Annotated in this window: 15 protein-coding genes; 12 read left to right on the top strand and 3 right to left on the bottom strand. The window is 66.2% G+C overall.

The annotated features are described in order from the left end of the window. Positions 1 to 59: 59 nt before the first annotated feature. Positions 60 to 824: a FadR/GntR family transcriptional regulator gene (locus BDW16_RS13125; protein ID WP_083954091.1), complete on the top strand. Its 765-nt coding sequence runs from the start codon at positions 60 to 62 to the stop codon at positions 822 to 824. A 237-nt stretch (positions 825 to 1,061) separates the two neighbouring features. Then, a complete protein-coding gene (locus tag BDW16_RS13120; RefSeq protein WP_100362761.1) occupies positions 1,062 to 1,553 on the top strand; it encodes a tetratricopeptide repeat protein in 492 nt (163 codons plus the stop codon). A gap of 82 nt (positions 1,554 to 1,635) precedes the next feature. On the opposite strand, the gene BDW16_RS21115 is transcribed toward BDW16_RS13120, so the two are convergent. Next, complete coding sequence (locus BDW16_RS21115) at positions 1,636 to 1,977, bottom strand: hypothetical protein (protein ID WP_125958838.1); 342 nt, start codon at positions 1,975 to 1,977, stop codon at positions 1,636 to 1,638. Positions 1,978 to 2,207: 230 nt separating this feature from the next. Between BDW16_RS21115 and BDW16_RS13115 the strand changes: the two genes are divergently transcribed. Genes BDW16_RS13115 through BDW16_RS13095 form a run of 5 tightly spaced genes read left to right on the top strand, consistent with a single transcriptional unit; the run spans position 2,208 to position 11,457 of the window. Next, on the top strand, positions 2,208 to 4,037 hold the full coding sequence (locus tag BDW16_RS13115) for a beta-L-arabinofuranosidase domain-containing protein (RefSeq protein ID WP_083954092.1): 1,830 nt from the start codon (positions 2,208 to 2,210) through the stop codon (positions 4,035 to 4,037). Next, positions 4,037 to 4,816 carry an SDR family NAD(P)-dependent oxidoreductase gene (locus BDW16_RS13110; protein WP_066571841.1) on the top strand — a complete coding sequence of 260 codons (780 nt, stop codon included), beginning with the start codon at positions 4,037 to 4,039 and terminating at the stop codon, positions 4,814 to 4,816. The genes BDW16_RS13115 and BDW16_RS13110 overlap by 1 nt, the downstream gene beginning before the upstream one ends. A 9-nt stretch (positions 4,817 to 4,825) precedes the next feature. After that, complete coding sequence (locus tag BDW16_RS13105; protein ID WP_066571850.1) at positions 4,826 to 6,088, top strand: ribulose-bisphosphate carboxylase large subunit family protein; 1,263 nt, start codon at positions 4,826 to 4,828, stop codon at positions 6,086 to 6,088. Further along, complete coding sequence (locus tag BDW16_RS13100) at positions 6,085 to 7,362, top strand: four-carbon acid sugar kinase family protein (protein ID WP_066571857.1); 1,278 nt, start codon at positions 6,085 to 6,087, stop codon at positions 7,360 to 7,362. The genes BDW16_RS13105 and BDW16_RS13100 overlap by 4 nt, the downstream gene beginning before the upstream one ends. Positions 7,363 to 7,398: 36 nt before the next feature. Continuing rightward, on the top strand, positions 7,399 to 11,457 hold the full coding sequence (locus BDW16_RS13095) for a glycosyl hydrolase (RefSeq protein ID WP_066571859.1): 4,059 nt from the start codon (positions 7,399 to 7,401) through the stop codon (positions 11,455 to 11,457). Positions 11,458 to 11,570: 113 nt separating this feature from the next. Here BDW16_RS13095 and BDW16_RS13090 read toward each other — a convergent pair whose 3' ends face one another. After that, the gene (locus BDW16_RS13090) at positions 11,571 to 14,192 is read right to left on the bottom strand and encodes a TonB-dependent receptor (protein ID WP_066571861.1); all 2,622 of its coding nucleotides are present in this window, start codon (positions 14,190 to 14,192) and stop codon (positions 11,571 to 11,573) included. 154 nt (positions 14,193 to 14,346) lie between these two features. Further along, positions 14,347 to 15,624 (bottom strand): sugar MFS transporter, encoded by a 1,278-nt coding sequence (locus BDW16_RS13085; RefSeq protein ID WP_066571863.1) that lies wholly within the window; start codon positions 15,622 to 15,624, stop codon positions 14,347 to 14,349. Positions 15,625 to 15,775: 151 nt separating this feature from the next. On the opposite strand from BDW16_RS13085, the gene BDW16_RS13080 reads away from it, so the two are divergent. From BDW16_RS13080 to BDW16_RS13060, 5 genes are all read left to right on the top strand, one after another. Further along, positions 15,776 to 17,566: an IlvD/Edd family dehydratase gene (locus BDW16_RS13080; RefSeq protein WP_066571872.1), complete on the top strand. Its 1,791-nt coding sequence runs from the start codon at positions 15,776 to 15,778 to the stop codon at positions 17,564 to 17,566. A gap of 167 nt (positions 17,567 to 17,733) precedes the next feature. Further along, the gene (locus tag BDW16_RS13075) at positions 17,734 to 18,444 is read left to right on the top strand and encodes a FadR/GntR family transcriptional regulator (RefSeq protein WP_100362870.1); all 711 of its coding nucleotides are present in this window, start codon (positions 17,734 to 17,736) and stop codon (positions 18,442 to 18,444) included. 192 nt (positions 18,445 to 18,636) lie between these two features. Further along, on the top strand, positions 18,637 to 20,244 hold the full coding sequence (locus tag BDW16_RS13070) for an alpha-L-fucosidase (protein ID WP_241230548.1): 1,608 nt from the start codon (positions 18,637 to 18,639) through the stop codon (positions 20,242 to 20,244). Further along, positions 20,241 to 22,451, top strand: coding sequence for a hypothetical protein (locus BDW16_RS13065; RefSeq protein ID WP_066571882.1), 2,211 nt, complete (start codon positions 20,241 to 20,243; stop codon positions 22,449 to 22,451). The genes BDW16_RS13070 and BDW16_RS13065 overlap by 4 nt, the downstream gene beginning before the upstream one ends. After that, positions 22,448 to 23,491 (top strand): glycoside hydrolase family protein, encoded by a 1,044-nt coding sequence (locus tag BDW16_RS13060; RefSeq protein ID WP_066571885.1) that lies wholly within the window; start codon positions 22,448 to 22,450, stop codon positions 23,489 to 23,491. Before BDW16_RS13065 ends, BDW16_RS13060 begins: the two co-directional genes overlap by 4 nt. Position 23,492: the final 1 nt, after the last annotated feature.

Genomic DNA, 23,492 nt, shown 5'->3' with positions numbered 1-23,492 from the left:
CTCTCCTGAAACGGACGGCGCGCGCGAACCGGCAAGGGGAGCAGGAACGGGTGTTACGGGTGAACGAACAGAAGGGCAGCGAGAAGGACGAACCCCGTTTCGGCCGGTTCGCGCGCAACATCCGTTCCAGCCACGATCAGGTGGCGCAGACTCTGGGTAACGAGATCCTTTCCGGCGTCATCGCGCCGGGTGCCAAGCTGCCGCAGGAGGCGGAAATCCTCGCGCGGTTCGGGATTTCGCGCACGGTGTTGCGCGAAGTCTTCAAGACGCTGACCGCGAAGGGGCTGATCGTGTCCAAGACGCGCGTCGGCACCACGGTGCTCGACAGTTCGCACTGGAATTACTTCGATGCCGACATCCTGGCGTGGAAGGTGAGCCAGGGTTTCGACATGGCGTTCCTGCGCGACCTGGCCGAGATCCGCGTCGCGATCGAGTCCGCCGCCGCCCGTGCTGCGGCCGAGCGCCGCACCGACGAGGACCTGGCCGAGATGCGCCGTCACCTCGCGGGGATGCGCGACGCGACCGACAGCGCGCGCGATTTCGCCGAGGCCGACCTCCAGTTCCACAAGGCGATCGGGCGTGCATCGGACAATGCGCTGATGCGATCGCTCTCGGCGGTGATCGAGACCGCGCTGATGGCGTCGTTCCGGATGAGCTCGCCGGTCAACGAGGCCGAAGAACACCAGACCAGCGTCCGCGGCCACGCCCAGATCGTCGACGCGATCGAAGCCGGCGACGGCGAACGCGCCGCGCGCGCCATGCGCGATATCATCGGCCACGGCGTGTCGCGGATCGAGAAGAGCACGGCCAAGCGCCGCAAATAGAGGTTTCGAAGGGCTTCCAGGACCAACCCCTCCACCGTCACCCCGGCCCTGTGCCGAGGTCCACGGCTTCCCGACCAATTCGCTCGAGCCTCCCGTCCTGCACTCGCCTCCCGCTGGACCCGGGCACAAGGCGGGGGTGACGGCCGGCCAGGCCGTGGACTGATAAAAGCGGCCTTTCCCGAAGCGACCCCGTTGCGGTCATTGGTCCTGCGCTCAAAAAAATGCCAATTGCGGGTCATGCCGGATACCGATGCGCTTCTCCGAATTGCATACAACGCAGCAGAAGCGGGTAATTTCGCTCATGCGTTGCAATGCTACGAGAGAGGGGCGGCCCTTGGAGATGCCATGTGCCTCCAAGCTTTGGGCTATATGTACGATGTCGGCGAAGGCGTCGCGGCCGACAAAGCTATGGCGATGGCGCTCTATCGGAAGGCTTGGAAGCGCGGCAGTCATGCGGCAGCTACGAACATTGCGGCACTCTACCGCGAGATGGGGAAGAAGCGGACGATGTTTCGCTGGTACGAGCGAGTTGCCCGGGCAGGCGACGGTAGCGCGCAGCTTGAGATGGCGAAATGCTACCTGAGCGGCACAGGCGTCCGAAAGGACGTGCAGGCGGCCCTTCGGTGCCTCGCCGCTGCGAACGCTTCTGACTACATTACCCAGTACGAACGTGAAGAGGCACAAGCGATGCTGGTGGGGCTGAAACCCGCGATCGTGAACGGCAGCTAACCTCCCTTTCCGGTCGTTCTGGCGCGAGAGCCGCGAGCCAAAAGCGGACTGGCAGTAAGCGACTCCTTTGCGGACGCTTAGGTCAGACGGTGAGGGGCAAAAGCGCAGCGCGAAATGACCGCAGTGCCTCACGGTCGGAAGACCACAGCCATAAATAGCTCAATACGGTTTCGTAGTAGATGGAAACGGCACCCCCGCACCATGATGCGGTAGCCTCGATGTAGTCTTCCAAGTTTTGAAAGGGCGGCAGTTCAATGCCCGCCTCGGGATACGTAGCTGCAAACCGTTCTAACAACGATCTGTGCGGAGCATCGTCGTCAATCTCGGAACTCCACATCGTGAAGCCCCAGCCAGCTTCTCCGCCATTGATATGGCTCGGTCGCACCGCAACCTCTTCTATCTCTCTATATGCTGACATCTGCATGAGGCTATCGTCGTCATCGACCGCTTTCCACCCATTTCGGACATTCGGCCCTCGTGCCGAAAGGGGCCGTTTATGGGTCCACGACCTAACAGGCCGAACAGGGAAACCCGAATATCGGCCCGCCGGCCTTCGATCGGTTGCGCTCCAATTGTAATAGTACTATTATATTTTCAATTCTTCGCGAATCCGAAGGGATTCGAAAGGAGAGCCGACGCCTATGGAGGGATTGGATGACTGACAGCTTGTCGCGGCGACATTTCATGCACTGCGCCGCCTGCGCCACCACCGCAGCCGGGATGGGTGCCCTGCCCGCGAACGCACTCGCCGCGGCCCCGTTTTCCGGCCAGGCTTCGAGCGCGCTCAAGGGCAAGGAAGCGATGCGCGAGTTCGCGTACGGCAAGGTCAAGCTCACCGGCGGCCGCATCAAGCGTCAGTTCGACCATATCCACGCGCATTTCCTCGCGCTCGACAATGACCGCATTCTCAAGGTGTTCCGCCAGAATGCCGGCCTGCCGGCGCCCGGCCCTGACATGGGCGGCTGGTACGACAGGGATGGCTTCGTCGCCGGCCTGACGATGGGGCAGTATATCTCCGGCCTCGCGCGCTATGGCGCAGCGACCGGCGATCAGGCGGCGCACGACAAGGTCAAGCTGCTGGTCAGCGAATGGGGCAAGGCGATGGTCACCGCGACCAACCCCTATGCCGGCCCCAAGGCACAGGCGCAGTGGGCCGCCTATGTCATGGACAAATATGTCGTCGGCCTCGTCGATGCGTATCGCCTGAGCGGAGTCGAGCAGGCCAAGACGCTGCTGCCGATCATCATCGAGAAGTGCCGCCCATATATCTCGCCCGTATCGCGCGACCGCATCGGCAAGACCGAGCCGCCGTACGACGAAACCTATGTCATTTCCGAGAACCTCTTCCACGTCGCCGAGATCACCGGCGACAGGAAGTATCACGATATGGCGGTGCACTATCTGCTCAATAAGGAGTGGTTCGACCCGCTCGCCGCGGGCGAGGACGTGCTGCCGACCAAGCATGCCTACAGCCACACCATCGGCAACGCGTCGGGCGCGCAGGCCTATCTGCATCTGGGCGACGAGAAATATCGCAAAGCGCTGATCAACGCGTGGAAGTTCATGGAGCCCCAGCGCTTCGCCTCGGGCGGCTGGGGTCCGGAGGAGCAGTTCGTCGTGCTGGGCCAGGGCAACCTCGCCAAGAGCCTCAAGACCTCCAAGGCGCATTTCGAGACGCCGTGCGGCGCGTTCGCGGACCTCAAGCTCGCCCGCTACCTGATCCGCTTCACCGGCGAGGCGCAATATGGCGACGGGCTGGAACGATCGCTCTACAACACCATGCTCGCCACGCGCCTGCCCGACAGCGACGGCGGCTATCCCTATTATTCGGACTACGGTGCCAAGGGCGAGAAGCGCTATTACCACCAGAAATGGCCGTGCTGTTCGGGCACGCTGGTGCAGGGCGTCGCCGACTATGTGCTCAACGCCTATTTCCACGACGATGACAGCCTGCTGGTCAACCTCTACACCCCGTCCGAAGTGACCTGGGACCGCCCGAGCGGCGCGGTCGAGCTGGTGCAGGAGACCGACTATCCGGTCGCCGACACCGTGAAGCTCAAGGTGCGCAAGGCGGGCAATGGCCGGTTCGCCCTGAAGCTGCGCATTCCGCACTGGACCAAGGGCGCGAAACTGCTGGTCAATGGCAAGGCACAGGCGGCGACGCCGGGCCAGCTCGCCACGGTCAGCCGGCTGTGGAAGGCGGGCGACATCGTCGAGCTGACCATCCCGCAGCCGCTGCGCACGCTGGCGATCGACCCGGAGAACCCGAACCTGCAGGCGGTGATGCGCGGCGCGGTGATGTATGTCGGCCTGAACCCGTGGGACGGAATCGATCAGGAGACGATCCCGCTGCCGGGCGCGCTCACCCCGATGCCAGGCCATCCCGAATCCTATCGGGCGAAGGTCGGCCAGCGGAACCTGGTGTTCGTGCCCTATTATGCGGTCGATACCGAACGCACGGCGACCTATTTCAAGACGGCGTGATGCGCCGCTTCGAGGGCAAATGCGCCGTCATCTCGGGCGGCAACAAGGGGATCGGCCTCGCCATCGCCGAACGGTTCGCATCGGAAGGCGCGAACATCGTCATCGGTGCGATCGAGGCCGACCTGTCGCCGGCGGAGCAGGCGCTGGCGGGCTATGGCACCGGCGTGGTCGCGCAGCGCTGCGACGTGACCAAAGCCGATGACGTGCGGGCATTGTTCGAGGCCGCCGAAGCGTTCGGAGGCGTCGACATCGCGGTGCAGAATGCCGGGGTCATCACCATCGCGAAGGTCGAGGATCTGACCGAGGGCGAATGGGATCTGAACCTTGCGGTCAACACCAAGGGCGCGTTCCTGTGCTGTCAGGAAGCGATCCGGCGGCTGCGCGCGCGCGGCAAGCCGGGGCGCCTCATCAACACCGCGTCGGGACAGGCCCGCGACGGCTTCATCTTCACCCCGCACTACGCCGCGTCGAAGTTCGGCGTGGTCGGCATGACCCAGAGCCTCGCCAAGGAAGTCGCGACGCAAGGCATCACCGTCAATGCGATCTGCCCCGGCATCATCCACACCGACATGTGGGACTATAACGATCGCGAATGGGGCAGACTGATGGGCGACTATGCCCCCGGCGCGCTGATGGAGGAATGGGTGCAGGGCATCCCGATGAAGCGCGCGGGCACCGGCGCCGACGTCGCCGCGCTCGTCGCCTTCCTCGCCAGCGCGGACGCCAGCTACATCACCGGCCAGACCATCAATGTCGATGGCGGCCTAATCATGTCCTAGGGATTTTGAATGGACCGCGTCACCGCCACCTACGAGATCGAGACTGCCTTTCCGCTCCAGCAAGCCGCGGAGACGATGGCGGGCGAGCAATCGACCGGCACCTTTGTCCGCGTGCCGGGCGAGACCGACGCGCTGCGCGAGGCGCATGCCGCGCGGGTCGAGGAGCTGGTCGAGCTGGGCGAGGTAGCCGAGCCTTCTCTCCCCGGATCGGGCCTGCCCAGCAACTGGGACGGCAAGCGCCGCCGCGCCCGGGCCGTGCTTTCGTGGCCGACCGCGAACATGGGGCTGTCGCTGCCCAATCTGCTGGCGACGATCAACGGCAATCTGTCCGAGCTGAAGGCCTTTTCGGGGCTGCGGCTGATCGACGTGACGCTGCCGCCCGCCTTCCTCGACCGCTATCAGGGACCGCAATTCGGCGTGGCCGGTACGCGCGAACTGGCGGGCGTCCACGACCGCCCGATCATCGGCACGATCATCAAGCCGAGCGTCGGCATGTCGCCCGAAGCGACCGCCGCGCAGGTCAGGACGCTGGTCGAGGCTGGAATCGACTTCATCAAGGACGATGAGCTGCAGGCCGACGGCCCGCACTGCCCGTTCGATGAACGGATCAGCGCGGTGATGCGCGTCATCAACGACCATGCCGACAAGACCGGCAAGAAGGTGATGTTCGCCGCCAATCTGACCGGCGAGATCGACGAGATGCTCGCCCGCCACGATCATGTCGTGGCGGAGGGCGGTACCTGCATCATGGCGAGCATGAACTCGATCGGCCTGCCCGCGATGAAGATGCTGCGCGCGCATAGCCAGTTGCCGATCCATGGTCATCGCAATGGCTGGGGCATGCTCGGCCGCTCGCCCGCGATCGGCATGAGCTACATCGCCTTCCAGAAATTGTGGCGCCTCGCCGGGATCGACCACACCCATGTCAACGGCATCGACAACAAGTTCTGCGAGAGCAACGAGAGCGTGATCGCATCGGCGCGCGAGTGCCTGACGCCGATGTTCCCGGCCCCGCACAAGGGCTGCGAGATCATGCCGGTCTTCTCCTCGGGCCAGTCGGCGAAACAGGCCGCGCCGACCTATGCGGCGCTGGGCAGCGTCGACTGCATGTTCGCGGCGGGCGGCGGGATCATGGCGCATCCCGGTGGCCCGGCCGCAGGCGTGCGCGCGCTGCAGCAGGCATGGGAAGCCGCGGTCGCGGGCGTGCCGGTCGAGCAGGCCGCGAACGACGCGCCGGAACTGAAGGCAGCGCTCGGCGCATTCGGGGGGTGAGCCCGCTCTACGCCTTCATCGGTGACGATTTCACCGGATCGACCGACGTGCTCGAGCAGCTGGCCGAGGGCGGCGTGCCCGCAGTGCTGTTCCTGCGCACGCCCGATGCGGCGCTGCGCGCGCGCTTTCCCGACGCCCGCGCGATCGGCATCGCCAGCGATGCGCGCAGCCGTTCGCCCGAATGGATGGACGCGGAGTTGCCCGCGATGTTCGCCGCACTCGGCGACGCGGCGCTGGTCCACTACAAGACCTGCTCGACTTTCGACAGCGCGCCGCAGGTCGGCTCGATCGGCCGCGCGCTCGACATCGGCGTGCGGACGTTCGGCAGGCCGGCGGCGGCGATCGTGGTCGCAGCGCCGCATCTTGGCCGTTACGTCGCCTTTGCCAATCTGTTCGCGGCGGCGGGCGCACAGGTGCACCGTATCGACCGCCACCCGACCATGTCGCGCCACCCGGTGACGCCGATGCACGAGGCCGACCTGATCCGGCACCTGGCCGCGCAGACCGATGCGACGATCGGCCATGTCCCCCTCGACCGGATTCAATCGGGCGAGGCCGAGGCCGCGTTCGACGCGGTTCGCGGGAATGACGCCGTGCTGTTCGACGGCACGACCTTTGCCGATCTTGCCGCGACGGGCGCGGTCCTTCGCTCGCGCTGCATCCGCTTCGCCGCGGGCAGTTCGGGGGTGACGCGCGCGCTGGTGCTGGCGTGGCAGGCCGCGGGGATTGTCAACGGCAAGCCCGCCGTGACCCGCGCCGCCGAGGTCGATCGGCTGCTGGTGGTGAGCGGAAGCTGTTCCCCCGTGACTGCGCGCCAGATCGCACGCAGCGCCGCGGACGGCTTTACCGCCGCGCGCGCCGATGTGCCCGCATTGCTCGAAGGATCGTCCGCCGAGGAAGCCCGCCTCGCCGATGCCGCGCTCACTGCGCTGGCGCAGGGCAACCGCGCGCTGATCGCCTCAGCGGAAGGACCGCTCGACAGCAACGCGCCTGCTGCTGGCGCGAAACTCGGCCAGGCGCTGGGCCGCGTCACGCGTGAGGTGGTGCGCCGCGCCGGCCTCAGGCGCGTGCTGTTCGCGGGCGGCGATACGTCGAGCCATGGCGTCGCGCAGCTCGGTATCGACGCACTCACCTGGGCAGCGCCGGTCGAGCGCGGTGCACCGCTGGTACGTGCCCATTCAGCCGATCCGGCGATCGACGGGCTCGAGCTGGTGCTCAAGGGCGGGCAGATGGGCGGCGAGGATTTCTTCGAAACCGTTCGCAAGGGCGGCTAAAGGGCAGGCCGAAAAGGCCGCAAAAGGGAGAGCGGAATGACACGGATCGCGCGTTGGGCGATGGGTACGGCATGGGTTGCGCTGGCGGCTACGAGCATGACCCCGAGCCTCGCCCAGGACCGCGGTCCGCACGCTCCGCCCGATCCCGAAGCCTTCCGCAACCCGCCGCCCGAGGTGCGCCCGCACACGCTCTATTTCTGGATGAACGGCAACGTCACCAAGGAGGGGATCGACGCCGATCTTCAGACGATGCGCGACATCGGGCTTGGCGGCGTGCTGATGTTCGACGGCAGCAACGACGTGCCCAAGGGGCCGGTCGACTATCTCAGCCCGCAATGGCTGGAGCTGATGACCCATATGATGGGCAAGGCCGATCAGCTTGGCCTCAAGGTCGGGCTGCACAATGCGCCGGGCTGGTCGTCGTCCGGCGGGCCGTGGATCCGGCCCGAACAGGCGATGCAGCAGATCGTATGGACCGAAGCCCGTGTGACCGGCGACGGCATCGCGCCGGTCAGCGTGCAACTCCCCCAGCCCTATACCAAGCAGGGCTATTACCGCGATGCCGCGGTGATCGCTTTCCCGGCATCGCCCGGCGACGAGACTGCCTATCGCGACGCGGTCGAGACGATGGAGGCCGGCGCCTCCGTCGTGCCCGCGACGCTCACCGACCGCGACCTGCACAGCGCGGTCGAGGTATCGCCCACCGCGCCGTTGGTGGTGACGATGAAGGCACCTTTCGCCGCGCAGTCGATCACGCTCTATGCCGTCAAGGAAGCACCGAACTTTTCCGCGACGATCGAGGCATCGGCGGACGGCATCACCTGGTCGCGGATCGGCCGGGTCAATGTCGGCGCCGAGCGCGGGATCGAATCCCCCGGCACGCTCAACTTCCCGAGCGTCGAGGCGTCGATGTTCCGCATCACCCCCTCCACCCCGGTCCAGCTCGCCGAGGCGCTGCTCTACGCGACGCCGCGGATCGACAATTGGGACACCAAGGCCGAGCATGACTTCGTCATGGCGGCACCGGTCGAGAAGCCGCCGCTCGACCTGAAGGCACGCTATGCGATCGATCCGGCGCAAGTGATCGACATCAGCGCCCATGTCGATGCGGCGGGCACCCTCAACTGGACCCCGCCCGCGGGCGAATGGACCGTGCTGCGCTTCGGCCATACCCCGACCGGCAAGCTCAACGTCGCGGCTTCGGATTCGGGGCGCGGGCTGGAGGTCGACAAGCTCAGCACCGCCGCGGTCGATCACCAGTTCGACAGCACCCTAGCCAAGGTGGTGAAGGCCGCCGGGCCGCTGGCGGGCAAGGCGTTCGACATGGTCGAGATCGACAGTTTCGAGGCGGGCATGCAGAACTGGACGCCCGCCCTCCCCGCCGATTTCGAGAAGCGCAACGGTTACGCGATCACGCAATATCTGCCCGCGCTGACCGGCCGGATCGTCGGCGACCTCGACGTCTCCAACCGCTTCCTGTTCGACTTCCGCCGTACCCTCGCCGACCTGATGGCCGACAATTATTATGGCCGGATGCAGCATCGCGTGAACGACGCGGGTCTCAAATTCCATGTCGAAGGCTATGGCCCCGGCGCGTTCGACGCGCTTCAGGTGTCGGGCCGGGCGCAGGTACCGATGACCGAATTCTGGTCGCGCACGCCCTGGACCGACAACCGCACGGTCAAGATGGTCGCCTCTGCCGGGCACGTCTACGGCAAGAACGTGATCGCCGCCGAGGCCTTCACCGGCGAGGCGGAGACCAGCCGCTGGCAGGATTATCCCTATGCGATGAAGACGCTGGGCGACCAGATGTTCGCGCAGGGGTTCAACCAGATCTTCTTCCACCGCTGGGCGCACCAGGCCAACCCCAAGGCGATGCCCGGCATGGCGATGGGGCCGTGGGGAATCAACCTGGAGGCGTCCAACACCTGGGTGCCGCAGGCCAAGCCGTGGATGACATATCTGTCGCGCAGCCAGTACATGCTGCGGCAGGGCATTCATGTCGCCGACGTGCTGTACTTCGTTGGCGAGGACAGCCCCAATCAGTCCGAATATGTCCGCCCGCAAGTGTCGCCCGACACCCATCCGAAGATCGGCGTGCATTTCGATCCGCAGGTGCCCGCCGGCTATCAATATGACCTGGTCAATGCCGAAGTGCTGCTGACCCGCGCCAAGGTAAAGGACGGGCGGATCGTGCTGGCCAATGGCGCGACCTATCGCCTGCTCGTCATCCCGCAGGACATCGCCAGCATGACGCCTCAGCTCGCCGCCAAGGTGCGCGAGCTGGTCGAGGCCGGGATGGCGGTGCTGGGCCCCAAGCCGACGCATCCGATGACGCTGGCGGGCAAGGCGGACAATGACTCCGCCTTCCGCGCCGCGGTCGATGCGGTTTGGGGCGACGGCAAGGCGGCGCGCAAGGTCGGCGCGGGCCGGGTGTTCCCCGGCGGATCGGTCGGCGACGCGCTGACCGCGCTGAAGGTCGCGCCCGACGCCGAGTGCCGCACCGCGACCCCCGACGGCCAGGTCGCCTGGCTCCACCGCAAGGCCGGGCCGACCCACATCTATTTCGTCGCCAACCGCCAGCGCCGGGCCGAGCGCGTCACCTGCACCTTCCGCGTCGGCAGCGCCGCGCCGTCGCTGTGGGACGCGGAGACCGGCAACGTCACCCGCGCCACGCTGTTCAAGACCGAGCGCGACGCGACCGAGGTGACCTTCGACCTCTCCCCGGCCGGCTCCACCTTCGTCACGCTCGATTTCGCAGCGGGCGCGCGACGGATCGACTGGGTAGCGAAGAACGGGGTCCGCTTCGTCGATACGACCGCCGCACCCGCCCCTGCCGCGAAGACGCCGTCGAACAGCTTCACCATCTCGCTCTGGGCCAAGCCCGATATCGACTTGCGCCTGATGCCCGACGAAAGCGTCGAGGGGCGGATCAACGAGACCGGCAAACACTATCTGATCCCGGCCCGATCGGGCCGCGACATTCATGGGGCCAAGACCGCCATCGCGGGCCTGGCGCTGGGCCGCAACGGCGCTTTCGTGATCGAGCGCGCGGCGCCCGACAGCGTGCCCGCAGTGCTGGTCAGCCATATGCCGGTGGCGGGCTGGACCCATGTCGCGCTGGTCTATGACAAGGGTACGCCCAAGCTGTTCCTCAACGGCAAGCATGTCCGCACCGGCAAGAAGAGCGGCCGCACGGTCTTTGCCGGGGGCGGCGATGCGCCGGCTCCCGTGGGCGTCACCTATTTCTTCGAGGGCAATTTCACCCCCGCGCGTACCGAGGCGCGCGTCCTGACGCCCGATGAGATCGCAGCGGAGGCAGCCGCGGGACCGCCCGCGCCGGTGCTGGCGACCGCACCCGCCGAGGTGTCGCGCGACCGCTATGGCGATCTGCAGGCCTTGGTGTGGGAAAGCGGCGCCTACACCACCAGCGACGGCGGCAAGTTCAAGGCCGAAGTGCCCGAGCCGATCGCGGTCGCTGGCCCATGGGATGTCGCCTTTCAGCCCGGCCGGGGCGCGCCCGCGCAGATCAGCCTGCCCGGACTATACTCGCTGAGCCGCCATGCCGATGCGGACGTGCGCCACTTTTCGGGCACCGCGACCTATACCCGCAGCATCGAGATCCCCGAAGACGCGATCCGCAAGGGCCGGCGCATCTTCCTCGACCTTGGCCGGGTCGAGGTGCTCGCCGGGGTCAAGGTCAATGGCAAGGATCTGGGCGTCACCTGGAAGGAGCCGTACCATGTCGAGATCACCGATGCGGTGAAGCCGGGGGCGAACGCGATCGAGCTGGCGGTCACCAATTTGTGGGCCAACCGGATGATCGCCGATGCCGCGCTGCCCGAAGAGGGTGCGTTCGTCGAGGGCGAGTGGCCGATCGGCCAGCGCATCGCCGTCGACGGCAAGAAGACCGATGTTATGGCGCGCAAGATCACCGCGCTTCCCGACTGGTACAAGGCGGGCAAGAGCAAGCCTGCGGGCGGGCGCGTCACCTTCACCCCCTGGACCTTCTACCAGCCGCATGAGGCGCTGCTCGACTCCGGGCTGCTCGGCCCGGTGCGGGTGGTGTTCGCGGACACGGTGAAGGTCGAATAGCCGCGACAAAAGGGCCGGATGACGCCCGGAGCGAAGGCTTGTCGCCAACCCACAAAAAATCCCCGCGGTTGAACCCGCGGGGACCAGAGGGGGGACTTGTTTTCGCGGGCGCTTCAGAGGGTGAAGCGCACCCCGGCCATCACGGTCCGCGCGTCCTGCTCGTAATTGCCCGGACGGGTCGGCACGCCGAAATAGGTGCGGGTCTTCGAGCGCAGCAGATTGCCGCCCTCGACCGTCACGGTGATCTTGTCGGTGATGTCGTAACCGATCGACGCATCCAGCCAGTCGCGCGCGCGGGTATAGACGGGCACGTTGGTGACGATGTCGTTGCTCAGCAGGCTCGAATAGAATTTGTCGCGCCAGTTATAGGCGAGCCGCGCCGACAGCCCGCCCTTTTCGTAGATCAGGCTGGTGTTGAAGCTGTGCTTCGACAGGTTCGCGATCGGCGTCTGAAGACCGGCGACCGATGTGTCGGTCTTGCTGTCGACGAAGGTGTAATTCGCCTGCACGCCAAAGCCGCCGAGCAGCCCCGGCAGGAAGTCGAAGAAGGTCTGGCCGCCAACCTCGAACCCCTTGACCTTGCCGCCCAGCTCGTTGGTCGGCCGGCTGATGCTGTAGTCGATCCCGTCGATCGTCTGCGGGCTGGTGCGGGTGACGAGGAAATCCTCGATCTCGCGATAGAAGCCGGCGACATAGAGCGAAGTCGTGCTCGACGGATAATATTCCAGGCTGGCGTCAAGCTGATTGGCGCGCAGCGGACGCAGGTCGGGGTTGCCCGCCGACCCGGTGCGCTGCCCCGGCACCAGCGAGAGCGTCGGCGACAGGCTGCTGAAGCCCGGCCGGGTCAGCGTCTTCGCCGCGGCGAGGCGCAGTTGCAGCGTATCGGTGAAGCGGATGCGGACGTTCGCGCTCGGCAGCACGCTCACATATTGCGAATCGATCTGCACCGGGGCGTAGCCGGTCTGATCGAACACCGCCGGGTTCGTCGACCCGGTGCCGGTGCCCGGCCGCTGGGTGAAGGTGGCGCGCGTGCCGTTGACGTTGAGGTTGGTGCGGACGATGCGCGTGCCGACATTGCCGTCGATCCGCACTGGCCCATCGACCTCGAACTTGCCCATCACATAGCCGGCCAGCGTGCTCTCGCCGATCTTGTACCCGAACAGCGGGTTGAACGATGCGGTCGCGGTGATGCCGAGCCGCTGGCGCACGGTGTCGAAGCCATCACCGTCGAGCAGGTTGTGGTTCGCGGCGTAGAAATTCTGCTCGATCAGATCGGTGCCGCCGAACATCTGGTCGAGCGGATTGAGCACGAACAGATCGCTATAGGCCGAGGCCTGGAGCGGCACGCCGCCCGAACTCGGCGTCTGCGAGAAGCGCAGCTGATCCTGCGTCACGTCCGCATCGGTCCAGCGAATGCCGAAGTGCATCGACTTCAGGAAATTGCTGTCGATTTCGAACCAGGCGTCGGTGCGCAGCTGCTTCGATTCGGTCTTCGACAGGTTGATGTTGCGGGCAAGCCCGGCAATCACGAAGCTGTTGAGGCTCGTGAGATCGACCCCGCTGACGCGCGCCGATCCGGGCAAGGTGGTGACGTCGAAATCGACCCGCGGCGCGGTCGTGTCGAGGTTCAGCTCGGTATAATAAAGCTGGCCGTTGCCGCGGGTGTAGGCCGCGTCGATCGACAGGTGTGCGGGCCCCGCGTCGTACTTGATGCCGCCGGCGATCTGCCAGCTTTCCTCATAGGCGTCGCGGTCGGCGCCGAAGGTGCGGACGGGAACGTTGGTGAAGGCGATCTTGCTGACGTCCCGGGTGCCGCTGAAATACTCGACCGACCCCGGCACGAAGCTGCGGTTGCGCAGCGAGCGGATATAGGCGCCATATTGCTGCTGCAGCTGGTTGGCGTCCTGATAGGTGCCCTGCACGTAGAATTCGAGATCGGGGTTGGGCTTGTACTGGATCACCGCGTCGATGCCGATGCGGCGGCGGTCGGCGTTGATCACCGGCTGGTACTGTTCGGAGAGCGAAGCGACGCCGGTACCGATGCCCGGCTGCCCCACCGGCGCGCCGACATTGACGACATGGCTTTCAAAGGCGCGCTGCTGGAACGATCCGGCGACGAGGATGCCGAACTCGCCGTCGCCGACATTCCAGCTGTTGCTGACCAGCGCCGATGCCATCGGATCGACCTTGTCAGCCAGGTCCGAATAGCGGCCACGCAACGAACCGCTGAGCGTGAAGCCCTTCTTGTCGAGCGGCTTGCGGGTGACGACGTTGATCAGGCCGCCGATGCCGCCCTCGACCAGATCGGCCGAGGGCGTCTTGTAGACATCGACGCGCGCGATCAGCTCGGCCGGGATGTTCTCCAGATCGACGCCGCGCCCGCTTCCGCCCGAACGGCCGTTGAAGGTCGAGGCGACCTGCGACAGGCCGCGGATCGTGATGCCCGACCCCTCGCCGCGATCGCGGCCGACCTGGATGCCCGACACGCGCTGAAGCGCCTCGGTCACGTTCACGTCGGGCAGCTTGCCGATATCCTCGGCGACGATCGAATCGACGACCTGATCGGCGTTGCGCTTCAGCCCCTGCGCCGACTGGAGCGAACCGCGGATGCCGGTAACGATGACTTCGGCCTCGGCAGTGTCCGCCGGGGCGCCGCCGTCCTGCGCCGCAGCGGGGATCGTGGCGATCATCGCGCAGAGCGCACCGCCCGCGAGAAGATGGGTGTGAAGACGCATGCGGTGTTTCCCTCTCCCTGACGCGCCTGTGCGACGCGATTCATATAATATGACAATTCACACGACCGCTGAGAGGGGTCAAGTATTTTGTCAGACTATAATGATCGCCGGGTGGAGCAGCGCGGCAGATGGACGCATGGCGGCGTGGCGCGCGCTACGCCGGGGCCGTTCGCGACCCCCAAAGCGCGTAGAACAGCACGTACACTTCGCATGCCGCGGTGAGCAGGAACGAGAGCTGGAGCCCCCATTGGTCGGCCAGCCAGCCCTGCACGATCACCAGGGCACCCCCGGCGATCGCCATGATGAGCAGTCCCGAACCTTCCTCAGTGAGGGGGCCAAGCCCCCTGATCCCCAGCGTGAAGATCGTGGGGAACATGATCGAGTGGAAGAAGCCGACCAGGATCAGCGCCCACATCGCTGTCGGACCGGTGGCAAAGGTCGCAACCAGCATCACCGCGAACGCGCCGATCGCAAAGACCGCCAGCACATGAGCGGCGTCGAACCGCTGCATCAGCGCGCTCCCGGCGAAGCGCCCGGCCATCATGCCGCCCCAGAGGAAGGTGAGGTAATGGCCCGCCTGCTCATGCGTCAGATTCGCGATATCGGGCTGGCTAACGAAGTTCACGAACAGGTTCGCGACGCCGATCTCGGCGATCAGGTAGATGAAGATCGCCGGCACGCCGAAGACGAGGTTGCGATGCTTCCAGAGCGAATGGTTGCGGCGCTCCTCCTTCGCGAGGCGACGGGTTGCGGCGCCCATGGCGGGAAGCGGGAAGCACGCGATCACGAGCGCCAGCATGACCAGCGCCACGGCGACCAGACCATAGGGCAGGATCACCGACTGCGCATCGGCGAACCGCTCGGCCTGGGTCAGCACGGTGCCGGCTTCGGATGTACCGCCTTTCGACCGCCCGAGGATCAGCCAGGCGCCGAATGCGGGCGCGAGCATCGTCCCGGCCGAGTTCATCGCCTGCACTAGGTTAAGGCGCGACGAGGCCGTCTCCGGCCTGCCGACGACCGCTACATAGGGATTGGCCGCGACCTGGAGCAGCGTGATTCCGCTCGCGATCACGAACAGCATCGCCAGCGTCACGCCGTAGGAGGGGATGCTGGCAGCCAGCATCATCCCCGCCGATCCCGCCGCCATCACCAGCAGCCCGGCGACGAGCGACCGCTGATAGCCGATCCGCTCGATCAGCCTGGCAGACGGGATCGACGCGACGAAATAGGCGATGAACCACACGCTCTCGATCAGCGTGGTGCGGGTATAGTCGAGGTCGAACACGCTGCGCAGGTGCGGCAGCAGCGTGTTGTTGATGACCGTGATGAAGCCCCACATGAAGAACAGGCTGGCGAGCAGCGCGAGGGCGCGCCGGTAGCTTTCGGGCGCCGGCGCCGCGGGCACGGCACCGGCCGGTTGCTGGAACGCCATTCGAACCCCTCCCTGGATAGGCACAGCGATCGCCGCTTGCCCGATTATTTATCAGACTATATGCCAGCTCAATGGATCGTCAATCATGGCGGACATACAGCCCGGCCGCGGCGGTTTGGCTCGCGTGCCTGCCTCAAGCTTCTGGAACGAGATGACCGAAGAGCGAAAATTGCGGTCCGCCGCCTGGTTCGACAATCCCGATAATATCGACATGACCGCGCTCTATCTGGAACGCTATCTGAACTTCGGCCTCAGCCTCAAGGAACTGCGCAGCGGCCGCCCGATCATCGGCATCGCGCAGACCGGCAGCGACCTCTCCCCCTGCAACCGCCACCACCTCGTCCTTGCCGAACGGGTACGCGAGGGGATTCGCGACGCAGGCGGGATCGCGATCGAGTTTCCCGTCCATCCGATCCAGGAGACCGGAAAGCGCCCGACCGCAGGGCTCGACCGCAACCTTGCCTATCTCGGGCTGGTCGAGGCGCTCTATGGCTATCCCCTCGACGGCGTGGTGCTGACGATCGGCTGCGACAAGACGACACCCGCCTGCCTGATGGCAGCGGCGACGGTGAACATTCCCGCCATAGCGCTCTCGGTCGGACCAATGCTCAACGGCTGGCACAAGGGCGAGCGCACGGGCTCGGGCACGATCGTGTGGAAGGCGCGCCAGATGCTGGCGGCGGGCGAGATCGACGACGACGAGTTCATCCGCCTCGTCGCGTCCTCCGCCCCCTCAACCGGCTATTGCAACACCATGGGCACGGCGACGACGATGAACTCGCTGGCCGAAGCGCTGGGCATGTCGCTGCCCGGATCGGCAGCGATCCCTGCCCCGCATCGCGACCGGCAGGAAGTCGCGTATCAGACCGGCCTGCGCGCGGTCGAGCTCGTGCGCGCGGACGTGAAGCCGTCCGATATCCTGACGCGCGAGGCATTCGAAAATGCGATCGTCGTCAATTCGGCGATCGGCGGATCGACCAACGCACCGATCCACCTTGCTGCGATCGCCCGCCACATCGGCGTCGATCTGCCCATCGATGCCTGGCAGGAGAAGGGGCACGCAGTGCCGCTGCTGGTCAATCTCCAGCCGGCGGGCGAGTATCTGGGCGAGGATTACTACCGGGCCGGTGGCGTGCCCGCGGTGGTCAGCCAACTGATCGATGCAGGCCTGATCCATGAGGACGCCGGCACCGTGAACGGCAAGTCGATCGGCGCGAATTGCCGTGGCGTCGCGATCGAAGACGAAAAGGTGATCCGCCCCTTCGCGCAACCGCTCAAGGACGCCGCAGGATTCATCGTGCTGCGCGGCAATCTGTTCGAAAGCGCGATCATGAAGACCAGCGTGATCTCCGACGAGTTCCGTGACCGCTACCTCTCCAACCCCGACGATCCCGACGCCTTCGAGGGCCCGGCCGTCGTGTTCGACGGGCCGGAGGATTATCATGCCCGGATCGACGACCCGGCGCTCGGCATCACGCCCGAGACGTTGCTGTTCATGCGCGGCGCAGGTCCGGTTGGGTATCCCGGCGCGGCGGAGGTGGTGAATATGCGTCCGCCCGCCTATCTCATTCGCGAGGGCATCCATGCATTGCCGTGCATCGGCGACGGCCGTCAGTCGGGCACCAGCGGCTCTCCCTCGATCCTCAACGCCAGCCCCGAGGCTGCCGCGATGGGCGGGCTCGCGCTGATCCGCACCGGCGACCGGGTGCGCATCGATCTGGGCAAGGGCACTGCGGATGTGCTGATCCCGAGCGCCGAGCTGGCCGAGCGCCGCCGCGTACTGGCGGAAGCGGGCGGCTATCGCTTTCCGCCCTCGCAGACCCCCTGGCAGGAAATCCAGCGCAAGCTGGTCGGCCAGATGGAAAGCGGCGCGATCCTCGAGGGTGCCGAGCGCTTCCAGCGCATCGCCCAGACCCAAGGCCTGCCGCGCGACAACCACTGACGGATGTCTGGCGTTCGCAGGATCGACGAGTCGCGAATATTAGTCTGACATTTAACCCAAGCAATGCCGGGCTGATGCTTTGCGCCGCGAATATGCTATGCCCATGATGAACAAGGGCGAATGTCGCGGGAAGAGGGTCGTTGGACATCGGGGATCAGGACGACGGCATGCCGCAGACCGGCCGGGGTACGGGCAGGCGACTGCGCGGTGCCGTGGCGCATTATCTGGGTACCGCGATCGTCAGCGGAGCGATCCAGCCCGGCGAGCGACTGACCGGGGAAGTCGATAATTCCGCCGCACTCAACGTGTCGCGCAGCGCGTATCGCGAAGCGGTTCAGGTGCTCACAGCCAAAGGGCTGGTCGAAAGCCGGACCAAGGCCGGCACGCGCGTGCTGCCGCGCAGCCGCTGGAACCTGCTCGACCCCGATGTCCTCGCCTGGGCGTTCTCGGGCGAGCCCGATATCGGCTATGTCCGCGACCTGTTCGAGTTGCGCGCGATCGTCGAGCCGGCTGCGGCACGGCTCGCGGCCGAGCGGCGCGACAAGGAGGATATCCGCGCCATGCGCGATGCGCTCGGCCGGATGCGCCGCCATACGCTCGCGACCGAGGCGGGGCGCGCCGCCGATCGTGATTTCCATGACGCGGTCTTGCGCGCCTCGCGCAATTCCGTGCTGATCACGCTCAGCGCCAGTATCGGCGCCGCAGTCAACTGGACCACCCAGTTCAAACAGCGCGGTCGCGCGCTGCCGCGCGACCCGGTGCCCGACCATGTGCGGGTGGGCGACGCGATCATTGCCGGCGATGCCGCCGCCTCCGAAGCGGCGATGCACGCGCTGGTCGAACTGGCGTTGCAGGACACGCGCTCCGTGATGGCCTGAGACGCGTCTGCGCTCCATTTTATTATCGGACAAATTTTCACGCATCCGGTTGCCCGACAAGCGCGCATCTGATAGCTGAATAATACTATTATATGTGAGCGCGAGGGCGAATTGCGCCCCGGCACGGGAGCGGATCCGCGACGGCAGGCCCGTCCGCGTCCCTCTCTGCGTAACAGGTAGGAGGGGCTGTCGGTGTTCGGACGCAATCTGAAATGGCTCGGCGCGGCGGCGATCGCGCTCGCTGGCACGGCTCCCGGCCTCGCGCAGCGTGCGGAACAATGGCCGATGGAAACCCCGCGCGGGGCCGTCGCGGCGCAGCTCGCCAAGGTGAAGCAGGGCGTCGGCGCCGGGCCTTTCAAATCCGACTGGGATACGCTGCGCGCCTATCGCACCCCCGAATGGTTCCGCGACGCCAAGTTCGGCATCTTCATCCATTGGGGGGTCTATTCGGTGCCGGGCTTCGCGAACGAATGGTATTCGCGGAACATGTATGTGCCGGGCAACAAGGCCTATGAGCACCACCGCAAGACATATGGCCCGCAGGACAAGTTCGGTTACAAGGACTTCATTCCGCTGTTCAGAGCGGAGAAGTTCGACCCCGCCGCCTGGGTGAAATTGTTCGCCGATGCGGGCGCGCGTTATGTCGTGCCCGTCGCCGAGCATTGCGACGGCTTTGCGATGTACGCGTCGGACTTCACCCGCTGGGATTCGTCCGAGATGGGGCCGAAGCGCGACGTGACGGGGGAGATCGCAAAGGCGGCGCGCGCGCAGGGCATGCATTTCGGCCTGTCGTCCCACCGCGCCGAACATTGGTGGTGGTACCACAAGGGCCGCAGCTTCCCCTCCGACGTCGCCGACCCGAAGAATCGCGGCCTCTATGGCCCCGCCGCGCCGACGGGCCTTCCCGCCGACAATCCCGACGCCTGGCCCGACAGCAGCCAGTTGCAGAACTGGATGCCGCCGAGCCGCGAGTTCCTGGACGACTGGATGGCGCGCACGTCGGAGCTGATCGACAAATACCGGCCCGAGCTCATCTATTTCGACTGGTGGACGTCGGCGCCGCTCTACGAGCCGCTGATGCGGGACACCGCGGCCTATTACTACAACCGCTCCGCCGCGTGGCGGCAGCCGGGGATCATCGCCTACAAGGGGTCGCAGTTCGCCGAAGGGTCGGCGATGTTCGACATGGAGCGCGGCAAGAGCGACGCGCTCAAGCTAACCCCATGGCAGTCGGACACGTCGATCAGCATCCACAGCTGGGGCTATGCCCAGAATGACAGCTACCGCACCCCCAAGTCGCTGATCGCCGATCTGATCGACATCGTCAGCAAGAACGGCAACCTGCTGCTCAATGTCGGCCCCAGGGCGGACGGCACGATCCCCGACGAGATCGCCAGCGTGCTCGCCGGCATGGGCGCATGGCTCAGGGTCAATGGCGAGGCGATCTACGGCACGCGGCCCTTCCACTATTTCGGCGAGGGGCCGACCAGCTCGGGGCAGGTGCGCGTCGGCGGGCAGGTCGAGGAATCGTCGAAAAAGGGGTTCGTCCCCGCCGATATCCGGTTCACGACAAAGGGCGACACGCTCTACGTCATGGGTCTGGAGCGACCCGCCGACGGCGCGGTGCTGGTCAAGACGCTCTATGCCGGCACGCCCTATCTGCCCGCACCGATCAGGCACATCGAGCTGCTCGGCAGGGGCAAGATCGACTGGAAGCAGACCGCGCGGGGGCTGGAGATCAGGCTGCCCGCCGACGCCAGTGGCGGCATGCCCTATGCGCTCAAGGTCCGCGTGAAGTGAAGCGCGCGCTGCTGCTCGCCGCCGCGGCACTGGCGGCCCTTCCGGCCGCAGCGGAGGAGATCGCGCTGGTCCCCTATCCGGTGGATCACGAGGCGCGGATCGATTCCCCCGCCGACGCGCGCTTCCTGCTCGATGGCCCGGCGGGCAAGCACGGCTTCATCACCGCGCGCAACGGCAAATTGTGGCGCGGCGACGGCAAGCGCTTCCGCTGCTGGGGCGTCAACATGACGGGTTGGGCGGTGGGGTCGGACCAGATTCCGGCACATGGCGCGGCGACCGCCTATGCCCGTGCGCTGGCGAGGCTCGGCGTCAACTGCGTGCGGCTGCACTTCATCGACATGCCCGACAGCATCGCGCCGATCCGCAACGAGGGCGCGGCGCGAGGGCCGGCGGCGGGGCCGTTCACCCACCGCCCGCGCGGGCTGATCCGCGACGACCTGCCCGACAGCCGGCATTTCAACGCCGAGCGGCTCGACCGGCTCGATTTCTGGATCGCCGAGCTCAGGAAGAACGGTATCTACGTCAACTTCAACCTCAATGTCGGACGCCGCTTCAAGGCGGGGGACGGCGTTCCCGACGCCGATCTGATCGCGCCGTTCAAGGCGTTCACCTATTTCGGCCCCGAGCTGATCGCGCTGCAGAAGGACTATGCGCGCAAGCTGCTGGGCCACACCAACCCCTATACCGGCCTGCGCTACGCCGACGATCCCGCGGTGATGACCGTCGAGGTGGTGAACGAGAATTCGCTGCTCGAGTTCTGGATGCGCAACTGGTTGCGCGGCGAGCGCGTGCCGGGCGGCGAGAATGCCCAGCTCGACACGACCCCGCATTACCAGACGCTGCTGACCGGCCTGTACAATGATTGGCTGGGCAAGCACCGCACGGCGAAGGAGATCGCCAGCCTGCGCGGGATGGCCGGCGTCGCCGAGGGGCAACCGGTGCCGCTGATGCGCCGCGGCGATCACCCCTCAGCACCGCGCCTGCGCTTCGACGCGGAGCTCGGATTCATCACCCAGGTCGAGCTCGACTTCCACGCCGATATGCGCCGGTTCCTGAAGGACGAGATCGGCGTGAAGGTGCCGATCGTCCCCACCGCCGATCACACCTATTTCATGGCCAACCAGCCGCTGATGCGCACCGCGCTCGCTGCGGATTTGCTCGACGCGCATGTCTATTGGCAGCATCCGGCAATCTATGGCCGCCGCAACGAGCCGATGGTCAATGCGCCTGAGCTGTCGATCATCCAGAAGCTGGCGCGCAGCGCCGCGGTCGGCAAGCCGTTCACGGTGAGCGAGGTCAACCACCCCTTCCCCAGCGACTATGGCGCGGAGATGATCCCGATCCTCGCTTCCTATGCGGCGCTGCAGGATTGGGACGGCATCTTCTTCTACACCTTCGAGACCAAGATCGCGGGCGAATGGAAACCGATGATCGGCGACCATTTCGACATCACGCTCGATCCGGTGAAGATGGCGCAGATGCCGGCCGGCGCAATGATCTTCCTGCGCGGCGACGTGTCGGCGGCAAAGCAGGTGCTGACCCGTTCCTATTCAGCCGAGCAGATCAGCGACGCAGCGCGGATGCCGCGCGCGGCGATGCCCTATTATTCGCCGGGCTTCGACATGACGATCCCGCTGCGCCACGGCTCGCGCATCGCCTGTATCGATTGCAAACCGTCGCTGCCCGCGCCGTTGCCCGAGGCCAATCCGATCGTCTCCGACACCGGCGAACTGAGCTGGCAGACCCAAGGCGGCAAGGACGGGCTGGTCCGGATCGACAGTCCGCTCAGCCAGGGGCTGGTCGGCTTCATCGCCGCCAATCGCGACGTACAGACGCGGCACCTGGGCGCCGAGATCAGGAACCGCTTCGCCGCGATCACCCTGTCCTCGCTCGACGGCCAGCCAGTCAGCATTTCGAACCGGATGCTGCTCACCACCGCCGGGCGTGTCGAGAATAGCGGCGCCAAATGGGATGCCCGCCGCGCGATGCTGACCGACTGGGGCACCGCGCCGACGCTGATCGAGCCGATCACCGGCTGGATCCAGCTCAAGGATCTGGAAGGCGCGGTCGGCGTGTTCGCGCAGCCGCTCGACGGATCGGCACGCCCGATCGGGCCGGAGATCAAGGGCAGGATGATCGAGCCGGGCTGGGAGATCGAGGTGGGAACGCCTGCCGCGGCCTCCTACCTGATCCGGGTGATCCGATGATCGGACGGCGCGACCTGCTGGGCGGCGCTATCGCGGGCGCGGGGCTTGCCGCACTTCCGGCACAGGCCACGCACGACCCGCTCGCGCCCTATCGCACGCCGTACAAGCATCCGAAGCTGATCCTCGGCGGCTCGGGCGTGAAGGGCAGCTTTGACGAGAAGGCGGTCGATTGTCCGTTCGTCTTCTCGGCGAACGGCAAATTCTACCTCACCTATGTCGGCTTCGACGGCACCGGCTACCAGACCGGCATCTGCGAATCGCATGACCTGCTGAACTGGCAGCGGCTGGGCCTGATCATGGCGCGCGATCCCGCCGATCCGGTCACGCGCCATAACATCGCCTGCGCCTCGATCCTGCGCGAGAACGATCTGCGCAGCCCGGCCCGGCTGGTGAAGGTCGATGGCCATTATGTCGCCGCCTGGCATGCCTATCCCAGCCCCGGCTATGAGGAAGGCCCGGCGGTGATCGGGCTGGCCTTCAGCAAGGACTTCATGCGCTGGGAACGCGGCCCGGTGATCCTGCGCGCCGAGGATGGCGCGGAATGGGAGCGCGGCGGGCTCTACAAGCCGTATCTGGTCAAGGTCGGCGACACATTCCACCTCTATTACAACGCCAAGACCGCCGGCACGCCGTGGAAGGAACAGACCGGCCTTGCCATCTCGAAAGACCTCAAGCGCTGGACGCGTCACCCGGCCAGTCCGCTGCTGCGCTTCGGCCCCAAGGGCGCGCCCGACGACCGCTTCGCCAGCGATCCCGTCGTGGTTACGCATGAAGGCAAATGGGCGATGTTCTATTTCGGCCTGTCGACCGACGGTTTCGCCCGCGACCTGATCGCGCTCGGCGACAGCCCGACCGCCTTCACCAAGCAGAGCGAGGTGCTGGTCGATGTCGGCCCGCCCGGATCGATCGACGAGAAATATGCGCACAAGCCCGCGGTGATCTGGCACGATGGTGCGCTCTATCACTTCTATTGCGCGGTCAGCGGAAAATGGCCCAACGACGTGCGCGGGCTGGCGGTGGCGCGGTCCCGGCCGTGGTGAA

The sequence above is a fragment of the Sphingomonas koreensis genome, assembly GCF_002797435.1.
Lineage (GTDB): Bacteria > Pseudomonadota > Alphaproteobacteria > Sphingomonadales > Sphingomonadaceae > Sphingomonas > Sphingomonas koreensis.
Note: the sequence above shows the minus strand (reverse complement) of the source record. Positions and strands in the feature narration are given on the sequence as shown.